This is a genomic window from Halobacillus rhizosphaerae (genome assembly GCF_046719735.1).
Lineage (GTDB): Bacteria > Bacillota > Bacilli > Bacillales > Halobacillaceae > Halobacillus_B > Halobacillus_B rhizosphaerae.
Genome location: NZ_JAUTWQ010000012.1, coordinates 95,877 through 116,579 on the forward strand (window position 1 = coordinate 95,877; position 20,703 = coordinate 116,579).

Annotated in this window: 17 protein-coding genes and 1 riboswitch; of the genes, 6 read left to right on the top strand and 11 right to left on the bottom strand. The window is 41.5% G+C overall.

Translation table 11 applies throughout. The features are described from left to right. Positions 1–91 precede the first annotated feature (91 nt). A riboswitch (SAM riboswitch) is annotated at positions 92–201 on the top strand. 121 nt (positions 202–322) lie between these two features. Genes Q7A53_RS14360 through Q7A53_RS14370 form a run of 3 tightly spaced genes read left to right on the top strand, consistent with a single transcriptional unit; the run spans position 323 to position 4,087 of the window. Continuing rightward, positions 323–2,020 (top strand): O-acetylhomoserine aminocarboxypropyltransferase/cysteine synthase family protein, encoded by a 1,698-nt coding sequence (locus tag Q7A53_RS14360; protein WP_411789867.1) that lies wholly within the window; start codon positions 323–325, stop codon positions 2,018–2,020. A 20-nt stretch (positions 2,021–2,040) separates the two neighbouring features. Then, positions 2,041–3,102, top strand: coding sequence for a homoserine O-acetyltransferase MetX (metX, locus tag Q7A53_RS14365; RefSeq protein WP_411789868.1), 1,062 nt, complete (start codon positions 2,041–2,043; stop codon positions 3,100–3,102). Positions 3,103–3,106: 4 nt separating this feature from the next. Further along, positions 3,107–4,087: a homoserine dehydrogenase gene (locus Q7A53_RS14370; protein WP_411789869.1), complete on the top strand. Its 981-nt coding sequence runs from the start codon at positions 3,107–3,109 to the stop codon at positions 4,085–4,087. 140 nt (positions 4,088–4,227) lie between these two features. On the opposite strand, the gene Q7A53_RS14375 is transcribed toward Q7A53_RS14370, so the two are convergent. The 10 genes from Q7A53_RS14375 to Q7A53_RS14420 all read right to left on the bottom strand — a co-directional run bounded on the left by Q7A53_RS14375 (position 4,228) and on the right by Q7A53_RS14420 (position 13,632). Further along, positions 4,228–5,601 (bottom strand): polysaccharide deacetylase family protein, encoded by a 1,374-nt coding sequence (locus Q7A53_RS14375; RefSeq protein WP_411789870.1) that lies wholly within the window; start codon positions 5,599–5,601, stop codon positions 4,228–4,230. A gap of 95 nt (positions 5,602–5,696) precedes the next feature. After that, positions 5,697–6,533 (bottom strand): tryptophan 2,3-dioxygenase, encoded by an 837-nt coding sequence (kynA, locus tag Q7A53_RS14380; RefSeq protein ID WP_411789871.1) that lies wholly within the window; start codon positions 6,531–6,533, stop codon positions 5,697–5,699. A 19-nt stretch (positions 6,534–6,552) separates the two neighbouring features. After that, the gene (locus tag Q7A53_RS14385; RefSeq protein ID WP_411789872.1) at positions 6,553–7,197 is read right to left on the bottom strand and encodes a DUF4166 domain-containing protein; all 645 of its coding nucleotides are present in this window, start codon (positions 7,195–7,197) and stop codon (positions 6,553–6,555) included. 393 nt (positions 7,198–7,590) lie between these two features. Next, positions 7,591–9,117: an RQC-minor-2 family DNA-binding protein gene (locus Q7A53_RS14390; RefSeq protein ID WP_411789873.1), complete on the bottom strand. Its 1,527-nt coding sequence runs from the start codon at positions 9,115–9,117 to the stop codon at positions 7,591–7,593. Between the two features lie 82 nt (positions 9,118–9,199). Then, positions 9,200–9,433, bottom strand: a complete 234-nt coding sequence (locus Q7A53_RS14395) for a ribose-5-phosphate isomerase A (RefSeq protein ID WP_411789874.1) — start codon at positions 9,431–9,433, stop codon at positions 9,200–9,202. Positions 9,434–10,102: 669 nt separating this feature from the next. Then, a complete protein-coding gene (locus Q7A53_RS14400; protein WP_411789875.1) occupies positions 10,103–10,735 on the bottom strand; it encodes a response regulator in 633 nt (210 codons plus the stop codon). Beyond that, positions 10,732–11,772 (bottom strand): sensor histidine kinase, encoded by a 1,041-nt coding sequence (locus Q7A53_RS14405; RefSeq protein WP_411789876.1) that lies wholly within the window; start codon positions 11,770–11,772, stop codon positions 10,732–10,734. Before Q7A53_RS14405 ends, Q7A53_RS14400 begins: the two co-directional genes overlap by 4 nt. Continuing rightward, entirely contained in the window at positions 11,769–12,491 is a 723-nt protein-coding gene (gene liaF / locus Q7A53_RS14410) for a cell wall-active antibiotics response protein LiaF (protein ID WP_411789877.1), read from the bottom strand. Before liaF ends, Q7A53_RS14405 begins: the two co-directional genes overlap by 4 nt. Positions 12,492–12,616: 125 nt before the next feature. After that, positions 12,617–13,255 carry a PspA/IM30 family protein gene (locus Q7A53_RS14415; RefSeq protein ID WP_411789878.1) on the bottom strand — a complete coding sequence of 213 codons (639 nt, stop codon included), beginning with the start codon at positions 13,253–13,255 and terminating at the stop codon, positions 12,617–12,619. A gap of 26 nt (positions 13,256–13,281) precedes the next feature. Continuing rightward, on the bottom strand, positions 13,282–13,632 hold the full coding sequence (locus Q7A53_RS14420) for a lmo0954 family membrane protein (protein WP_411789879.1): 351 nt from the start codon (positions 13,630–13,632) through the stop codon (positions 13,282–13,284). Positions 13,633–13,848: 216 nt separating this feature from the next. On the opposite strand from Q7A53_RS14420, the gene Q7A53_RS14425 reads away from it, so the two are divergent. After that, positions 13,849–14,853 carry a phosphotransferase family protein gene (locus Q7A53_RS14425; protein ID WP_411789880.1) on the top strand — a complete coding sequence of 335 codons (1,005 nt, stop codon included), beginning with the start codon at positions 13,849–13,851 and terminating at the stop codon, positions 14,851–14,853. 361 nt (positions 14,854–15,214) lie between these two features. On the opposite strand, the gene Q7A53_RS14430 is transcribed toward Q7A53_RS14425, so the two are convergent. After that, entirely contained in the window at positions 15,215–16,315 is a 1,101-nt protein-coding gene (locus Q7A53_RS14430; protein WP_411789881.1) for a M24 family metallopeptidase, read from the bottom strand. Positions 16,316–16,548: 233 nt separating this feature from the next. On the opposite strand from Q7A53_RS14430, the gene Q7A53_RS14435 reads away from it, so the two are divergent. Together Q7A53_RS14435 and Q7A53_RS14440 are read left to right on the top strand one after the other, a co-directional pair. Then, the gene (locus tag Q7A53_RS14435) at positions 16,549–18,006 is read left to right on the top strand and encodes an Eco57I restriction-modification methylase domain-containing protein (protein WP_411789882.1); all 1,458 of its coding nucleotides are present in this window, start codon (positions 16,549–16,551) and stop codon (positions 18,004–18,006) included. A gap of 419 nt (positions 18,007–18,425) precedes the next feature. Continuing rightward, positions 18,426–20,006 (top strand): high affinity choline transporter 1, encoded by a 1,581-nt coding sequence (locus Q7A53_RS14440; RefSeq protein WP_411789885.1) that lies wholly within the window; start codon positions 18,426–18,428, stop codon positions 20,004–20,006. The last annotated feature ends 697 nt before the right edge of the window (positions 20,007–20,703 follow it).

Consider the following 20,703-nt stretch of genomic DNA (forward strand, 5'->3'; position numbering starts at 1 on the left):
AACATTTCTTAAATTGAAAAAATAGTTTGACAATAGCATAAAGTCCTTTTATAATTCGTAACAAGTCAAATTAAATTAAATATTGGAACATCTCTTATCGAGAGTGGCGGAGGGACTAGGCCCTGTGACGCCCGGCAACCTTCAAGTGGAAACTTGAAAAGGTGCTACTTCCTACAGGTCGTATGATCTGAAAGATGAGAGGAGGAACTGATTCATACGCCCTCTTCTTTCTGATAAGAAGAGGGCTTTTTCATATTCTCTCAAATGTATTGACCTGATCGAAATTCATTTCCTAGACTTTAAAATCCAAGGAGGATGAACGATGACTTTATCTTTTCATAACTTAGGACCAGAAACTCAGCTTTTACACGGAGGTCAGGAACCCGATCCAGCCACTGGATCAAGAGCGGTGCCGATTTATCAAACCACATCTTATGTATTTAGGGATACAGACCATGCAAGAGATCTATTTGCACTTGCTGAACCGGGAAACATCTATTCCCGGATTATGAATCCAACCGTAGACGCTCTGGAGCAACGGATCGCTTTACTCGAAGATGGAGCCGCTGCCGTAGCCGCGTCATCGGGAATGGCTGCGATCACGATGGCGATCTTGAACGTAGCAAGTGCTGGTGATGAGATTGTTGCTTCCTCTAACCTTTATGGAGGAACCTATAACCTGTTTGTCCATACACTCCCCCGCTATGGCATTAAAGTGCATTTTGTTGATGGACAGCGAGCGGAAGATTTTGAAAAAACAATCACTGAAAAAACGAAGGCCATTTTTGCAGAAACCATCGGGAACCCAAGCTTAAATGTATTGGATATTGAAGCGGTGGCAGATGTGGCTCATGATCACCATATTCCTTTAATCATTGATAATACATTTGCTACTCCTTACGTTTGCAAGCCCATTGCCTGGGGTGCAGACATTGTTGTTCATTCTGCAACGAAATGGATCGGCGGTCACGGAACAACGATCGGCGGTATTGTCGTCGACAGCGGCCGCTTTGACTGGAATCACGAAAAGTTTCCGGGATTCACTGAACCTGACGAGAGCTATAATGGAATTCGTTTCGGAATTGATGCCGGGCCTGCCGGCTATGCAATAAAGCTGCGTGTCCAATTACTCAGAGATATTGGGGCATGCTTGAGTCCGCAAAATGCATTCTTACTTCTTCAAGGTCTTGAAACTCTGCATTTAAGAATTAAAAAACATGCCGATCAGGCTTCAGAGATCGCTGAGTATTTGAATGAACATGAAGGTGTAGCGTGGGTGAACTATCCGGGACTCGAGGATCATCCCACTCACGCTCTTGCTGAAAAATATTTAAATTATGGATATGGTTCCATTGTGGTCTTTGGCATAAAAGGAGATCGTGAAGCAGGAAGGCAGGTTATTAACCATACAAAGCTCTGGTCCCACGTAGCCAATGTAGGAGATGCTAAATCGTTAATTATCCACCCCGCTTCTACCACTCACCAGCAATTAAGTGAGGAAGGATTGCAGAAATCAGGAGTTACAGAAGAGTTAATCCGTTTATCCGTCGGTCTTGAATCCGTTGAAGACTTAATTTCAGATTTAGATTCTGCTATCGAGCAAGCCACCGGTTTCTCAAAGCCTTACAGAGAATCGAAGCATCTCGTAGTCCAAACGCTGGAATCTTCCCTGGATCGTTCCAATGGAGATCTACGCAAGAAAACGATTATCGCAGTTGAGGAGCATCTGGATGAAGACTTTTCTAAAGAACTCAAGAAATTACAGCGTCTCGGCTTTAATGTGATTCAGACAGAAGACCTCACTACCTTAGATCCTTCTTCACCCGTCGATATTATTTACAAATACAAGGTTTCCGATCAATTCGTCGAAGAAGCCCGTAAATTCCAGCCCACTCTGATTTGGTCGAAGCAGGAATTAACGATGGAGGATACTCACTTGATTTCCGGTTTAAGTCTCTATGAATCTATTACAGCCATTCGTGAAGGCAAATCCTTTCAGGAAGCTCCGCTATCCGTATAACTATGAGAGGAGGCAGCAGCATGTCATTGAATAACCCTACCCGTTCTAAACAAAACAACCATACCATTTCAATCGGTCCTTTTACTTTTGAATCCGGAGAGACACTGGATGATGTCCAGCTTGCCTATGAACGATTTGGTCCTGATGATGCCCCCGTCGTTCTTGTTTGCCATGCCTTAACAGGAAACCAATATGCGATTGGGTCTGATCAGGAGCCCGGCTGGTGGGCAGGACTCATAGGTCAGGATCAGCCCGTAGACACTTCTCGGTATCAAGTAATCACATTCAACGTTTTAGGCGGCTGCCATGGGTCTACTGGTCCCGCAAGCTGTCCAAAAGGATCAAAACGAGCGTATCGGTTGGATTTCCCAGCCGTAACGATTCGGGATATGGTGCACGCTCAGTATCGTGCTCTTATCAAATTAGGGATTCATCAAGTGCATGCTGTCGCCGGGGGATCGCTTGGCGGAATGCAGACATTAGAATGGGGATTGCTTTATCCCCTGTTTATGAAACAGTTATACGTTCTGGCAGCTACCCCCTACTTAAGTGATTATGGGATCGCGTTCAATCATATTGGGACACGGGCCATTAAAGATGATCCTGCGTGGCAGCAAGGGGATTATTCCTCGAACCACCATCTCCAGGGTTTTGAATTAGCACGGATGGCCGGTATGGTTACTTATCGCAGTGGAACTTTATTTCAAAAAAGGTTTGATCGCAGTAAAAGTGAACCTTTATCGTATAATATTCAATCTTATCTGGACTATCAAGGAGAAAAGATTAAAGATCGCTTTGATGCTAACAGCTACCTCTACTTACTGGAAGCTATGAATCATCATGACATTGGACGGGGTCGTGATGGCTGGAAAAAAGCATGCAAACAATATCAAGCAAAAGTAAATACCATCAGTTTTCAGCATGATCTTCTCTACCCCAAAGAACTCATCGATGCTTTCAGCAATGAAGTACCCGGAAGCGAGCACTTTCATGTAGAAACCGATTATGGTCATGATGGTTTCTTAGTAGAATTTAATCATTGGGGAGAATGGATACAGCGAAAAATTAACAAAGGGGGGTAAAAGATTGGCAGTCATAAAGGCGGCCCTGTTAGGTTATGGAACTGTAGGGCAAGGTGTAGTAGAAATCATTCAATCTCGCAAAAAATATTTGGAACAGCTGACTGGCGCAGAAATCAAAATTACCGCTATTCTAGTGAAACATCTGGATCGGCCTAGACCACTGCCTGCCTCTATATTGGTTACCGATCAATTTGAAGAAATTCTGGATCAAAAGCCTGATGTGATCTTTGAAGCGATCAATGGTGAACAGCCTGCTTATACGTACCTTTCACGTGCGTTAGATGCAGACATACCCGTGGTAAGCGCAAATAAAGCATTACTTGCCACCCACGGAGCGGCACTATTCGCAAAGGCAGAAAAGAAAAGTCTCTCCGTAAAATATGAAGCAGCCGTTGCAAGCGGGACCCCTGTCATCGGAACCCTTACCCGTTTACTGCAAGTCAATAAAGTAGTAAAACTTGAAGCGATTTTAAACGGAACGACTAACTTTATATTATCTTCTATGCACAATCAAGGAGATAGCTTCGAGGATGCTTTAAAAGCTGCTCAGAAGGAAGGCTTTGCCGAGGCAGACCCAGCTAACGATCTAGAAGGATGGGATGCCTTTTATAAATTAATGATCTTAAGCCAGCTTATCTATGGAAAACAGCCTGATTGGCATGAAGTTACACGTCAGGGTATCATAGCTATAGATCAATCCGACCTGAAACAAGCCACTCTTCAAGGAGAAAGAATAAAGCACCTGGCCATACTCGAGGAATCTAACGGAAAAATTATCGCAGCTGTAAAACCTGTTCACTTAGACTCGTCGCACTCTCTTTACGGTATTGATGGAGTGGACAACGCAGTGACTATGACTACAGAGTTAGCTGGCCCCCTCACTCTCAGAGGCCCAGGTGCAGGTAAAATGGCGACTGCTAGTGCCATGATTGAAGACTTCCTAACCCTTTTCGAGGATCAACCTGAAAAACAACTACAGCTATGAAGAAGAGGCAGCAACCACTATAATTGAATCACTTAAAAAACCCGAACCATTAAATTTTTTTTGGTTCGGGTTTACTGTATTCAAGGATAAATGAGGTGGCCGGATTTCTCGTTAACCATTCAGAATTGTCCGTGCCTCTTTCATTTAACTCTGCGGTTTTGAAGTTCATCTAAAGTCACAAAGCTGTACCCTTTTTTAGTAAGGGTGCGGACAATTTGTTCTACAGCATCCGCCGTAGATGGATAAAGATCATGAAGCATGATTACGGAATGATCCTTCGCCTTCGCTATAACTTCCTTGGCGATTACTTCTGAATTCTCCAGCTGCCAGTCATCTACTGTTATCGTAAAGGGAGCGCGGCGCAGCTGATCATCTTGTTTTTCAGCAGGAACTCCTCCGAATGGATAACGCACAACAGTTGGAGTCTGTCCTGTCGTTTGCTGAATAATCCTCTGAGTTTTTTCCAGTTCCTTTTTAAGTTCCTTGCTGGTTAAATAATCTGCCCTGGAATGGTCCCAAGTATGATTCCCAATCTGGTTGCCTTGCTCAGCGACTTCTCTAGCAATTTCCGGGTAATACTTAACACGCTGTCCGATCATAAAGAAGGTTGCCTTTGCATGATAACTCTTTAACGTTCCTAGTATTCTTCTAGTTACCTTAGGATGCGGTCCATCGTTAAACGTAAGGGCAATTTTTTTATCAGCTTCAGAACGATATTCCGCTTTCACATCTTCGTTTAACGGCTGTTCCTCTTTCGCTGCAACTTCCTTGCTTTTTTCTGCTGGCTCTCCCTGCTGAAGGTATTTCTCCTTCACCAAATTCATTAGCTTCTTGTCGTTCAGCTTCACCTTTTGAATAGAAACTTGTTTAGGAAGCTGGCCCTGATTGAAATAAACGGTTAAGGAATCTCCCGTTAGCGCTGTATTCTTATACAGATCTGCTTTCGGGCTTAACTCTGCTTTAATCTTCGCCGTCAGATCCGCATCGTCCACCCTTGCTTTCTCGAGTACTTCCGTTTGAACTTGGCTGGATAGTAGATCATAATATTCTTTATCTTTTTGGAAAATCTGGTCCAGCTCTAGGCGTTTTCCGTTTTCCTTGTCAAAATTCATAATTGTTTGGGTGACTTCTTTTTGCTTTTCCATATGAAGCTTTTCACTAAAACGCACGACAAACACACTTGCATTCTCATACAAGACTTCAAAATTTATATTTAATTCATGGATTTCATGGTTATTCTGCTTAACAGAAGTTTGAAAGCTCTGCTTTTTAAAAGATGCTTTCTTCTGATTCACATAATCAATGATCGTTTGATTAATTTGACTATCAGGAGTTTGAGGATAATGAATAGTTAATTGATATCCTTCAAACTGCTCGACTTCAGTTTCCATAGACACTTTGAAATGTGAAGGCGCAGATTTCTTTGCATTATTTTCATTCGCTGTAGCAATAAACGAACAGGCTGATAACAACAACACACTAAGAAGTGATAGATAAATGATGGGTTCTTTCATGACTGTACCTCTGCATTCATATTTATTCACATCTTAGTGTAACATAAATGTAATAATCAATTAACATATTTGTTATATTCAGTTTTTTCCTATTATTATAAATTTGTCCTGACATTCCAAAGTTCGGGGAAGAACTGGTGATCAAGTACTTTCTTTAAGTAACCAACTCCGGAAGAGCCGCCGGTGCCCGCCTTATGCCCGATGATTCTTTCAACGGTTTTCATATGCCTGAACCGCCATTGCTGAAAACGGTCTTCAATGTCGACCAGCTTTTCTGCCAGTTGATATAAATCCCAGTACAAATCTACATTTCTGTAAACTTTTGTCCACGCTGTCTCAACGCTTTTGTCTCCGTGATAAATTTCTGTATAATCACGCCCGATCAGATCAGGATTGATGGAAAAACCTGCTTCTGCCAGCTTTTCAATGGCCACATCGTACAGCCCAGGGGATTTGTATGCTTTTTCCAGTTCTTCATGTAATGCTGTGTTTTTCTCGTAAATTTTCAGAACATGCGGGGTTTTATATCCCAGAGCAAATTCAATCATGCGGTATTGATATGATTGAAAACCAGAAGCTTGTCCAAGTTCATCCCGGAATTGAATATATTCAGCAGGAGTCAACGTTGACAAGACATCCCATCCTTGAATAATCTGAGTCTGGATGTTTGAAACTCTGGCCAGCATCTTAAAAGCCTCCTGCAAATCATCCTTCCGAATGGCGTTTATCGCTTCCCGCAATTCATGCAGCGTTAATTTCATCCATAGTTCACTTACCTGATGAATGATAATAAATAACATCTCATCATGATGATTCGATAATCTTTCCTGAGAAGACAACAGTTTATCCAGGTCTAAATATTCCCCGTACGTCATTCGATCGCGAAAATCCGTGTGAACTTTCTCATTAGTTTTAGAGTCTTGATGTCTCATATCCGTTCATTGCACTCCTTTATACTAATATTCCCCGCTCTGGAATATTGCTGTAGGTCATCGGTAAAAATTCTGTATGAACAAGCCCTTCATACATCAGCAGGGTGCCAAACCAAGGGTGTTCCACATGAACGTGCACTCGAAATGCCTCCTGATCCTCATCAAAATGTTCGTAAACAGAAGTATGAATGCCTGATAAGTCATACTTTCCCTTATAGGAAATGGCATTCGACTGCATCAGCAATCCACCTTCAGGAGTAACTTCAAGATCCAATTCTGTTTGAAAGGTCCCTGATTTACCGAGGTCATCCACAATTTTGCCCGTTTCCGAATTGTAATGCATCACTGCATCGAAACCGCGAATCGCATAAGGAAAGAAAAAGCGTCTGATCCAGCTTACCTTTTCTCTGCCTTGTTCATCTTCATAAGCATAGTTCTCCAGCGTAAACGGAATATTTCTCCCTCTTTCCGCAAACATCACATGGGCGGGAACAAAGGCCATAAGAAGTGGACGCAGAAACGCCGGGGTTCCTCGGATTTCTGTCATCCTTCCTTGTCCAAGAATCATAATTTTCTGCTTGCTTATTAAACCAAACTTCTTCTGCATCTCTGGGTGAAGTTTATGGAAACTTTCCCCTAGTGCTAATTGGTAAATAGACTTCACGAATTCTCCTCCTTCGTATGGCAGGCTCTATTTAATCGAACGTTAATCTTCTATTGAAAAACCTTGAATTTCAGAAAGTTAAGAAGGAACTTTTTGATTAAGTTAATTAGAATTATAGCATAATAAAGCGCTTACCATACAAATATAGACAGGCCCACCAAGGGTAGCCCTGTTTTTTATAAAGTTAAGGTAACTCTTAGATATACAAAGGGGGAAATCGCCCTCTTGCTGCCGGCTGGCTTAGCACGGAGGGATTAAAAGCACCTCTCCGCTTTTAGCTACATCCAGCTCCTGCCTAACTCGTGACATAAGCTACCCCATTCTGTGGCAAAAGCACGCTTCATGGTTTTGCTTATGCATTTCGCAGCTTCCGAGGCGCTTCCGCTATCGGATTCACATGACTTCTTCTGCAAAGTCACTTACTGAATATCCTTTTTGCTGCTTCATCAGCCACCCCTGTTTCTCCAGTTGTGTGAAAAGCTTTTGAATATATTTTTCTGGCCAATCGGATAACAAACCAAACCACCGAGTTTCATGTAAATACAGGGTTCTAAGCTTATTCGTCGTTTTCCCTGCCAGAATCTGCACCAGTGTGTGGGCAGGATAATCGGTTCCATAGTAATGAATCAAGTCTAAAATCTGCTGAACATACGCATAGGTTAATGGCTTGCCCTTGATCGTAATAATTACATCTTCTTCAGCATACCGCACTTCTTCCAGCCGTTCAGAAAGTTCTTCTAAGATATGACCGGTAAGCGGATAAACATTCTCTGGAATGTACTGCAGCCATAGAGGCAGCTGTTTCACAATATTCACGTCATACAATTCCACCCCAGCAAGCCAAATTAATATGGAAGCTCTTTTTCTTTCTGGAAGTTCTGTTTTAGATAATTGATCATACATTTGAAGGATGGGATAATCTTTAAATATATTGACTTTCTTTTGATACCGTTCAATCTGGCGTGTAACCCTTAAACACTCATCAAGCTGTTTCCTAGCGATCCAAAGTTGTTTTTTTATGGTTTTTAACTGCTGAAGCTGTTCTAAAAGCCGCTTGTTCTTTCTAGCAATTTCATCAAATTGACGTTCTGTAGTAATGAGTCTCTTTTCTGCTTTCAAGACATCAAATTCTTCTTCAAATTGTACCGTATCTTCATCTACCTGGTAAAAAAGGCAAAAGTCACAAGCTTCACAATAACAGCAGATCGTGCGGGAAGGAGCGTCAAATTGCAAATGCTTCTCGTGGCTGCAGCTAGAGTTCAATTTCTTCAGCCAGTCACTAGGAAGAGACCGAAACGGCCGCATAATGATTTCCGCTCGATGCCGCCAGTAGGCAATATCTTCTGGATACTTTAACAGGGATAGTAAAGCGGATTGGTTCATCGTTTCTACGGCATGAATGACGTCTTTTTTCTTGTGAGCTAACTGAACAATCGGATGCCGATGGAAGGCAGTGGCAATCCTTTTTAACCAATACTCTCTGGGCTGCGTGGCTACGTCTGCTAGAAACATGTAATCTTCAATAACTTCTGCAATATGGACTTCTAACTTCTCTGATGATAACTGGGTGAAATCAATATCATATACATAATCCGCAAGTAACGGCAGACCTTGTTCATTTTTCAGTTCTTTCCAGAGAAATAGCTCTGGGCGGAGGAAATGGGGGTAAACCGTTTCATCTTTTAAAAAAGGGACCGGAATGACTGCCTGCCCTTCTATATTCAGGTAGTTCTTCAACTGGCAAGTATCTAAAGCTTGAATACGAATCTGATCACTGACCGCATCATTTAAGCGCGATAACAAGCCCCGTTCTGTTTTATGCCCTATGGACCGTATTTGCTTATTCTTTTTTCCAATGGGCGTGAGTACGATAAACGGGTATCGATCATCCTGATAAGTAATCCTCTTTGGCAGTCCCATAATGATTCCCCTTTTATTGAAGGTTTTATTACTATTATAGAAAATCCGAGAACGAGTACCATTGATTATTAGATAAATGGGCTTAAATTGTTAAAATTTCCACGTTATAATCAAAAAATAAGTCGGCTTCCACCACTCCAGGGATGCTGCTTGCCATCACTAGCTTTTCGGTGAGCATTGCCCCTCCGCGTACTTTGATTAGCCGCTTCTTGTCATCTGCCCCATCGAACCCCCAATCAGGACGGCAATCCAACAATGTTGATTGCGGGATGCCCAATCTCACGCAATTTAGTGCTGTTTCACTGGATGGGATCACAGTACTATGTAGATTTTCTTCTTTGATTCGTTTTCCGATGGCACAAAGAGCAAGATAAGAGGTAGACCCTGAACCCGCTCCGATTATTTCTCCATCTTTAACAAATTGGCTTACCTTATTGGCTGATTCCTGTTAAATTTCTTCGTTCCAGTCAAAGCTATCAGCAATATTATTCTTCCACTTCGATGATCTCACCTCTACTTATGTTATTCCCCAGACAGTTAAACCACATGCCTGTAAGCAGCTGCTTCTTTAATTAAATTGTACCAAATAATAGCGGAAGAGATAGCCGTACTTACCTGCTTGCGTCATTTTTTTACCTACCTTTACATACCGTTCAGGTTTTAAATGTGGGCATCATAAAAGTAAAACATCATAGCTTAAAGCCCTTGGTTCTTTACTTTATTCGTTTTAACCTCTTAATATATTTGAAATCTTAATAAAAGCAGTTATGTGTTGAAGATTTATTGAGTTGCATGTTATTCCCTATGCTAATGACTTTATTTGAGTTAACAAAGGTCCGCAGCCATATATAATTCCGAATAAGGGTGGAGATCCGCTTCCGATGAAGCTCGCCACAAATGGAAAACGTACAAATGCGGAATATCCGCTTAGACACGCCCCGGAAATAAATAAGAAATCCCGCGGCATGGCAACGCAGGATTTCTTTTATTGTACAAGGTCATGCTTGAAAGCATAGATGACAGCTTGAGTACGATCTTGAACTTCAAGCTTTCCAAGTATATTACTCACATGGACTTTGACCGTTTTCAAAGCGATAAATAGCTGATCGGCTATTTCTTGATTCGTTTTTCCATCTGCCATCAGCATTAGAATTTCCATTTCTCTATTGGTCAGATTTTCATGAGGAGCGTCTAAAGCAGGTTTACGCATTTTTGTCATAATTTTTCCGGTGACCTCGGGCTCTAGAATAGACTGTCCTTCATATGTAGCACGGATTGCCCTGGCAATCTCTTCAGCTTTAGAAGTTTTCAGCATATAACTAGCAGCTCCTGCTTCCAGGGCTGGATAAACCTTTTCATCATCCAAAAAGCTGGTAACAATTATAATCTTCGCTTCCGGCCACTTGTCCATAATATGTTTAGTTGCTTCTATGCCATCCATCTGCTTCATAACAAGATCCATCAGAATGATATCAGGGCGGTGCTTTAATGCTAAGTCAATAGCCTCCCCTCCATCACTTGCTTCTGCCACAACCTCAATATCTTTTTGTGCGGACAAGTATGCTGACACACCGATTCGCACCATCTCATGGTCATCCACAAATAATACCTTGATCACGAAGTCTCTCCTCCTTCTTTACGATAAGGAACTTTGACTTCAAGTCTCGTTCCCTGTTCATTCAGACTGACAATTTTCAAAGTTCCGCCCACTTCGAAAGCTCTCTCCTGCATGGTTTGAAGTCCATAAGAGCTCGCCTTCTCTTGTTCTACATCGAAACCTATCCCATCATCCACTACTCTTAGAATAATATTGCCTTCTCTTTCAATCAGGGCCACATTTAATGTATGGGCTTTGGCATGGCGCAATGTATTGGAAACCGATTCTTGGAGGATCCGGAATAGCTGATCTTCTAATCCTTTGTCGAGACCGATTTCTTCCACTGACCAATCAATTTCCAAAGGAACTTTTTGTGTGAGTTCATAAAGTAATTCCTCTATTCCTTCTGATAAAGTCTTATCCTTCAACGCTACAGGACGCAGATGCAAAAGCAGTGCACGCATTTCCAGCTGGGATTGATGAATCATTTTTTCAACCATTTTCAATTGTTTATGACTGCCACCAGGTTCTTGCTCAGTGGAATCATTGATCGCGGACATCATCATGGATGCTGCGAAAAGCTGCTGACTGACAGAATCATGTAGTTCTCTTGCCAGCCGGTTTCGTTCTTGAATAACCACTTCCTGAAGACTCTTTTCTCGTTCTTTTGCCCGTTCAGTAGCCAGGCGCTGGGATAATTCAGCTTGCTTGCGGAACTTGTTTTCAATCTGCTTCATCTTTTCTTCTATCAGCTGAAACTCTTGGATATCAGGATCTTCATAAGCAACAGGGTGACCATGAGAGATTTCATTTAGTTGGTGGTCTATTCCATGTAAATGTCTTCTCCAGTACCAGCCCTGTGCAATGCCTATCAGTAAACCTGCGGAGACGGAAATCGTTATAACTAAGAATATATAGGGCATGCTTAATACTTGTCTTTCCCACAATTCAGACCAGGAATGGATTGGGAACCCCATAAAGGTAAACAAAAGGATCAGAAGTGAAAAAAGGACAAATGTACTGACACCAATCACGATCTGTCGCTGCCATACACTCATATTCTCTTCACCTCGATATCGCCGGATAGAAGAGAAGTAATTATTTTGACTCTCGGCTTGTTTTGAAGATAACCCGGGGTTTGGTAGGAGGCAGACTGATTCCAAATCTTAACCTTCTTATACTGAAAGATTGCCGCCTTTCCCAACAATGCACTATGGTGGATACTGACCTCCACGTCATAAGGGACATAAATATGAAGATTACCCACCAGATGACGGATAGAAATGACAGCTTCATCCTGGGGAAGTACTGTGTTACTTAAATCTATAATCCGATCGCCGAAACCACCATGAATATTAATATCCCGCCATTGGTAGGAATGTTCTCCAGTGGTTTGATCCCCAAAGAACTTCTGCTTAAATAACAGCTTTCCCCCGCTTGGAAATTCAAATTCTTCAACTTCAATTTCAGGTACAATAAGTTCTGGATTTTTTTTGGATCGATAATAGTTTCTTACGAAGATGACAATGATAGCGATAATAATAAATCTTACAGCAATCATGCTTAATACCGTAAATACCAGGGAGAGTGTTCCGATCCAAAAAAAGATTTTCCCCCATAGTTTGTAATATCTTTTCCACCCTATATAGATAAACAGGCCAGAAAATAACATAGAGAAGATGAGCCCTCCATTAAAGAAAACGACTTCAACCACGAGGAGGATCACCCCTATGATTAAGATGGAATTAATCGTGTCTGTAGAGATATTTTTAAACATAAAGGTCCCCCCAAGTGTGCCATTCTTAATGATGGAGTTTTTTCTATATCTTTCACTCTTTATAAAATGAATTCTTTAATAAAAGACGCAGTACTCTGCGCCTTTTATAATACCATGATTTATATTTAGCTGTTAACTTCTTCTTTCTTCAGTAAATCTTTCTCTAATTGAGCCATTTTACTATCGAAAGTGCTTTTATAGTAGGCACTGTTTACTTTGTATTCAAGGTTCTCAATATATTGGTCCATTTCCGAAAACTTTGAATAAGGTTTATCCGCTGACTCTTCGATCACTTGATTCATACGGTGGTGAGCACTTGCAATATTTTCTCTTCCCATTAGCTCCATTCGTTTTAGGTGCATGTCCTTTAATCGATGTTTCATTTCCTCATATTTACGCTCTAACTGATCCAGCTGCTCCATTGCCTCTAAATGGGAGGCTTTTAATCGTTCCGAACGTTTCACGTATTCTTCATGTTCTTTCGTGGCAAATTCATACATGGCTTCTTCATCTGCCCGATGAGCGACATCTGCCTGACGCTTTCTTTTCTCGGCCATTTCTTGAGCCTTCAAATGCTCACGGGCAAATTCATCCTTTAACCGATATTGACGTTCCACAAGTTTTCGTACTTTTTCAGTCTCTCGTTCACTTTCGCGCAAGTATTGGTTCAGCATCGCCATTGGATTGCGTTGTTCCTTTTGATCTAAAGCATCATGTAAGTCTGCTGAAATCGAATCTTTTAATCGAGTAAATAGATTTCCCATTCATAATCTCTCCTTTAGAGTTCAGTTTATTTATTCAGTTCTGCCCACTGCTTTTCAAAATTAGAAAAGGGATCAGAACTTTTGGAAGATGTTACGTGTTCATTTTTATTACCGCTCCATTTTTTATAGATGATATAAAGAATGTAAGCAGCAGCCAAACCTACTACAGAGTAGATATTAGAAACAGCAAAGCTTAGGATGATTAGCCCAAGCACTGCCCAGCCAATCTTTCCCGCTGTGGAGTCGCTCTTCATAAATTGTTTAAATACCACATACAGCAGCCAGACGCTAACGCCAAGCAATACCATAGGTCCTAGGTTTGCAAGAAGGATTCCAAGTGCAATCAATCCCGCGATAAACAGCATGAACTTTTTCATTATTTTATTTCCCTCCTTGTTTATTTCTTATCCTTATCTTACCGCGAGCAGAATGCTGAGATAATGAGCTAGAGCCATATTTTCTATTAAGACTTGAGGCTTAGTAGTGGTCCAACCCTAGCTGCCAGCTCCTAAAGAGGCAGGAGATTTTATGTTAGATTAATGATAGAAACGTGATGAATAGTTGACACTTTTTTTGATAAGGGAGAGATTCAAATGAAAAGAGGATGGGAGCGTTCCAAACCACTCATTATCCCAGACCACTCCACTGTCTCAAGTCTGCTGCAGCCATTTTTAAAAGGAAAAGAAGTTCTTAAACTAGAGATGCTTAGTGGAGGGCTAAGTAATTCTAATGTAAAAATTACTCTAGTGACTGGAGAATGTTATGTGCTTCGGATTTATAATGGAGAAATAATGAAAGGTCAGGTAGAAAGGAAAGTACTGCAGCTAGTGGAGGACACCGTCCCCGTTCCTGAAGTTCTGTATTCTGACTTTTCATTATCGACTTACGAGTATCCAGTTATCCTATTAAGCTGGATACATGGTGATCAGCTATCTGAGATGTTTGATAAAAAAGAAGAAGAGAAATTAATTCAAGCAGCACACGAAACAGGACGGCATTTAGCCGCCATCCATACCTTTCAGTTTTCGTCACCTGGTTTTTTCGATGAAGAATTAAACGTTCACCCACTCGATCTATCTGGTGCAGAATCCTTTATCCATATGCTAGAAAAGATCATTACAGACAAGCCGTTCTTACAAAATTCCGGCACGGAAATGGCCGAAGACATCAGCAGACTGGCAAGGAACCATGCCCATCTTCTTGACCATACCGGAAACCATACCTCATTAGTACATAGTGATTTCAACCCTTTGAATATTCTTATAAAAGAGGCCACGGACGGGATACAAGTTACTGGAATTTTAGATTGGGAATTTGCCTTTAGTCACTCACCATTAATTGATATTGGAAACATGCTGAGGTATGAAGATGTTCATCAGTCTTCTTTTATAAAGCCCTTTATCTCAAGTTACCTAAAACACGGAGGTAAATTACCGCAGAATTGGCTGCAGCAAGCTAAATTGTTAGACATGGTTGCCTTATGTGACTTAGCTAATAAAGAAAACTGCGGACAAGTCCGCCTGCTGGACACCCAAAGACTCATCCGTAAAACTTTGAACGAATGGGAAGTCTATGCAGGGATTCAAGCTCATCTCTAAATGGATGAAAAATGATAGGAACTAGCAGAGTAACTGGATAATGGATTTTAGAAAAGAATGGAAAACACGAACAGACTTTTTTAAAGTCTAACTATACTCCGCTTTTCGCAGGCGGCAGGAGTGCCTCCTCGTGGTGCCTATTTCGGGGTCAAACCCTTGTCTTCGTCTTGTAGAAAGGCTGGACACCTTACCTCAAAAAGCACAAAAAAATCCGAACGATGATGGAATCATGTCTTTCAACATTTCATCATCGTTCGGTTTAAATAATGTCTAAAAAACTTCTGTCTCAGCCTTTATCTCAAGAGTTTTTGTCTGAGCTTTATTATTGTGAAGTTTCATCTGTCCTCCACCTTGACTCCGTTCAATCAATAATGCGCAATTCTTTTGGTGTTTTAGTTAACGTTTCATATCCATCTTGAGTAACCAGCACATCATCTTCCAACCGTACGCCGCCAATTTCGGGATCATAGATTCCCGGTTCAATGGTATAGGTCATACCTGTGTGAAGTGTACCGTCATTTAAGTGACTCATAGAAGGAAATTCATGTACATTAATTCCTAGACCGTGGCCGATTCTGTGCGGAAACTTATCTCCATATCCCGCTTCGGTAATGATGTCTCTCGCTGTTTGATCCAGATCTCCAATCCTAGTTCCTGGTTTGGAAATAGAAAGAGAAGCTTCTAAGGCTTCCTTAACCTTCTCATAAATACTGCGCTGCTGATCAGAAACAGACTTGTAAGCAAATGTACGGGTAATATCAGAAGTATACCCTTTCCAAACTACCCCTAGATCAAAGAGGACAAAGTCACCAGGTTTCAGCTTCCGATCCCCCGGATTACCGTGTGGCTGACCCGACTTTTCACCGAATAGAACCATTGTAGAAAAGGACATTTCTGTCACACCTTTTCGTTTCAGTTCATATTCAATGGCAGCGATAACATCCATCTCTGTAATTCCCTCTTTTAATGTTTCCGTTCCGATCTTCACACCATAATCAGCGAGCTCTGCCGCTTCCCTCATAATTGAAATTTCCTGTTCGTCTTTCACGACGCGCATTTCATTCAACTGTCCTTCCACATCCACTACTTTCGCTTCTGGAAAAAGGGAGAATAAGGATTCACTGCGCCCGTAGGATAGCACTTGCTTCTCAAGGCCGATCGTGTCAGCAGAATGAATGCCCTTTTCATTTAATTGATCCTTCATTTTGCTCCAAGGGTCTTCATGATCCTTATAACCGATTATATCGTACTTCCAGCCGGCATCACGCAACTGGCTTTCCTCCATGCTAGGAAGAATGGCGACAGGATCAGCTTCTTTAAACACAAGCAGACCAAGCAGCCTTTCATGCGGGTCCGTATGAAAACCAGTTAAGTAAAAAACGTTTTCTGTAGAATTAATAAAAGCCATGTCTACTTGATTGTTATTTAGATAATCTGAAAAGTTGTTCAGTCTATGTTCCATAGGATCACTCCTTTATTATTCTTTCCTTCATTATCATATCGGAAGATGGACCACAATCCAAATGCCACAAAAATCTGACGCTTTTCTTTCAGCTCCCGGCGGCAATTCTTCCCTATTAATGAACCTTTATAACTATAATATACCCAAAAATAATAATTCTTATTAACTATTATTTGGTGACTTTTACCTTATGTAATAGTAAAATATACCCCAACCGTACAGGAGGGGTATCTATGTTATCTTATCAGCGTGCAATGGGGCAGTACGAAACACCGCAAACCACTGCAGAATACATGGTCCAAAAAATTCTCAGCCATTTTAAGGACTCTTCTTCCTCTCCGCTTATTCTTGATCCTTGTACGGGAGAAGGTGTATTTGTTCATGAATTATTGAAACAAGGTCATCCTCCCGATCGATTGCATGCCTTTGATATCGACTTAAACATCAAAAATCCGCACCCTGAGATTCATTTCGAAAACACGGATTTCTTAATGAAGGAGAAAGAAATTAAGTATGATGCGATCATTGGAAACCCTCCGTATAAATCAAAAAGACAAAGCTCTTACTTTCAAAGTAATAAACATTGGCTGGGTGAACAGTTCGAGGAAATAGGCCTTCCGAACCTGTATGCTTTATTCGTCTATCATGGGCTGAAAACTTTAAAAGATGGAGGAGTCTTGACCATGATTGTTCAGGATTCCTTTTTAACCAACGCATATTATAGAGCCTTTCGAAGATTTCTAGTAAAACAAATAGAAATTCAGGAAATTATACTGGCCCCAAGGCGTCTGTTTCACATGGGAAACGCGAATGTCCGAACGGCAATCTTAACGATTGTAAAACGTAAACCTAATGAAAAAAACAGCGTAAAACCTATGAGGTTAGTTGATCGCTTAGCGGAAGAAGAGTATGCCTCTCCTCCTTCAGAGAGAATTCAATTCCTGCCTCAGCAGGTTTACGAAGACCTTCCCAATAGAAATTTCGCTATTAATGTTCCTCAGGAAATATTAACTCACTTTCATAAAGAATATACGATGCTGGATTCTGTGGTTCAAGGAGGTACTGGAATTTCAACTGGAAATGACGGTCACTACCTCATCAAGCCGGATGAGAGGACAGAAGATCGAAACGTGTGGATTCCCTTTTATAAAAATGGAGGAAATAAGGATGCATGGTACTATTCACCTAAATTTTACATTCATAAAGATTGGCCCGTTTACGCTGAGCATAGCCATACCTTTGTCTTAAGGAACAAATCTTTCTTTTATAAAGAGGGCATCACCTGTTCTTCCATGGGGATAAACTTTTCTGCCGCCTACCTTCCAAAGGGAAGCTTGTTTGGTGTCAACGCTAACCTGTTTCCCAACAACAGGGAAGACCTTTACTATATTTTAGGCTTATTAAATAGTAATTTGATTAAATACATGCTTAGAAAAGTATTGAACCGAACGAATATGATTACCTCTGGATATATAAAGAAACTGCCCTATATCGAACCTTCTCCGGCTATGAAAACTGCAGTTACGAATTGCGCAAAGCAGCTTGTTGAGGGGAAAAAAGCTGATAAAAACTTTCCCGTACACGTGTTACAAAACCAAATGAATCAGTTAGTCTTTAACATCTATCAAATCTCGCCTGACAATCAGCACCATATCAACCGATTTTGTGATCATATCTTCGAATTGCTTTAAAAATCAATTATCCTTCCCCCATATCTATGACACCAGCGCATCTGCTGGTGTTTTTTAGTGAGGTATATTTTCCAATTATACTACCTTACGTGTAATTCTCACTTTGACAAACTTTACTAGTATTGATAGTGTAAAAGCTGTTAAAAAGATTAAATTTTTTCTTAATAAAATTAATCAAGTTAGACAAGTCGGTCGGCAAGTCTACGGAATTGCACATTAAACCAACAGTAGACGTTCGTTCTTACATCTTGGAATAGAACGAACTGCGAACTCTTCTACGAATAACTGAGAGCAGTTATTTAAGGAAACCGTACGTCTGTTGTGATTTACGGAATATTCCGAATACTAACAAAGGAGTGATATGGATGGAAAAACAATCGAAACAATCCTTCTTATCTAAAAATGGTCCATTCATTTTAATGGGGACATTATTAATCATTTTCGTTATTTACATCGCTGTTACTAACGATAATATTCAATGGGGCGGGTTCATTGCCATGATTGCCTTCTATGCCCTGGTATACTACATCGGAGCTTTCCTCGCTACAAACAAGTCCGGTTCCCTATCAGATATGATGGTCGCTAAAAGGAGCCTGCCGCTCGGAATTGCTATGTTCACTATGGCGGCAACCTGGGTAGGAGGCGGCTATGTCAATGGTACGGCAGAATCTACCTATACTGATGGACTCGTCTGGGCACAAGCTCCATGGGGATATGCCTTAAGTCTAATTATCGGAGGTATATTCTACGCTAGAAAAATGCGCCGTTATGAATTTATGACGATTATTGATCCATTGGAGCAACGGTTCGGGAAACGAATGGCAGGTGTTCTGTACATCCCCGCATTGCTGGGAGAAATGTTTTGGAGTGCAGCAATCTTAACAGCTTTAGGTACGACGTTTGGAACCATTCTAAACATTGATTTCACGACCTCCATCATTTTATCAGGGGTCATCGCTATTGCTTATACAGTTGCAGGCGGCATGTGGGCCGTTGCTTATACGGACGTTTTCCAAATGGCAATCCTACTAATCGGACTGATTCTAGTTGTACCTTTTGCCCTCGGCCACGTTGGCGGACTCCAGTCTGCATGGAGTGACTATTCTGGAGAGCTAGGGTCTTACTCTAACTTGTTCCCTCCATTAAATGGCTGGAAGGATCCTGAATGGGGAAATTACTTCTGGAACTGGCTGGATTATGCGTTATTATTAATTTTCGGTGGTATCGCTTGGCAAGTCTACTTCCAAAGAGTTCTATCCGCTAAAAATGAGAAAACAGCGATGTGGCTTTCCATTACTGCCGGAATCATCTGTATTATTGCCGCAGTACCTGCCGTGCTCATTGGAGTAGTTGGATTTAATATTGACTGGGCAAGCCTGGGACTCCCGTCACCAAGTAATCCATCGGTTATTCTGCCGCATGTCTTACGGTACTTAACCCCTGGCATTATATCTTCTATTGGGCTTGGAGCTTTGGCTGCAGCCGTGATGTCCTCCATGGATTCATCAATTCTGTCTGCCTCCTCCATGGCATCCTGGAATATCTACCGTCCGTTGATAAATCCAAATGCCAGCCAAGATAAATTAAAGAAAGTCATTAAGCGCACAATTATTCTTGTTGGTGTAGGTGCCATGATTATTGCGTTGAATGTTAAAAGTGTCTATACTCTTTGGTATTTAGCTTCAGACTTAGTTTATACCATTTTGTTTCCACAACTAACGATGGCATTGTTTTATAAGAAGGCAAACCTTTATGGTTCCATTGCGGGGTTGATTGTCGCCGCATTCCTAAGAATTGGCGGTGGTGAACCCGCCCTTGGACTTCCAGCGTTTCTGCCTTATCCTATGATGACGGATGAAGGAATCGTATTGTTTCCTTTCCGTACGCTAGCATGTGTGGCGGCTTTCGTATTTATTTTCATAGTTTCCGAGCTAACGCAAAAGAAATGCAAGCCTCAGCCGCTGGTTATGCCTGACAGTGAAGAAAGAAAAGCATCATAATTATTGAAAAGAGTCAGCCTCAGCCGGCTGACTTTTTTGATTAGATGAATATACTAGAATTAATGTAGATATTCAGATTAAATCCAGATGACCTCTTTTACATAATAGCTCCCCACTTCTTGGAGACTTAGTTTCGAGATGTTTCAGGTCCGTTGCCATATCAAGACTGGGGTTGGATGGGAAATAACTCGCTTTCCTGCGGGGGAACTGGCAAGCCTCCTCAGTCGTTATCACTCCTTGTGGGGTCTCGCCTAGCTCCTTCTCCCGCGGGAGTCTCGCTATTTCCCATCCAACCCCGCTGTATATAAAGTGAACGAATATTTTCAATCGAAGGAAAATTGTCGCTCTTCCTTTCTACACGCAATTAAATCGGAATTTTAGCAGCCATAAATGCTTTACATCCTCCTCTTTTTTACTTAGGCGGATATGGAGCAGATTTCGAGAGCCACAATACAGAAAGGGGCGGAGGGGAACGGGGAGACTCCTGCGGGATGAGAGTGCAGGATGAGACCCCGGAGAGCTTTGCTCGAGGAGGCTCATCGCGCGCCCGCGGAAAGCGAGTCGTTCCCCGCAGCCCCTACAATCTCAACAAATGTCTCGAATTCGAGTCTTACACAATCCTGCACGTTTTTGGAAGACTTGATATCGAATTAAGCTCCTAATGTTACACATCTTTCATCCATTCAACTTACTTCAA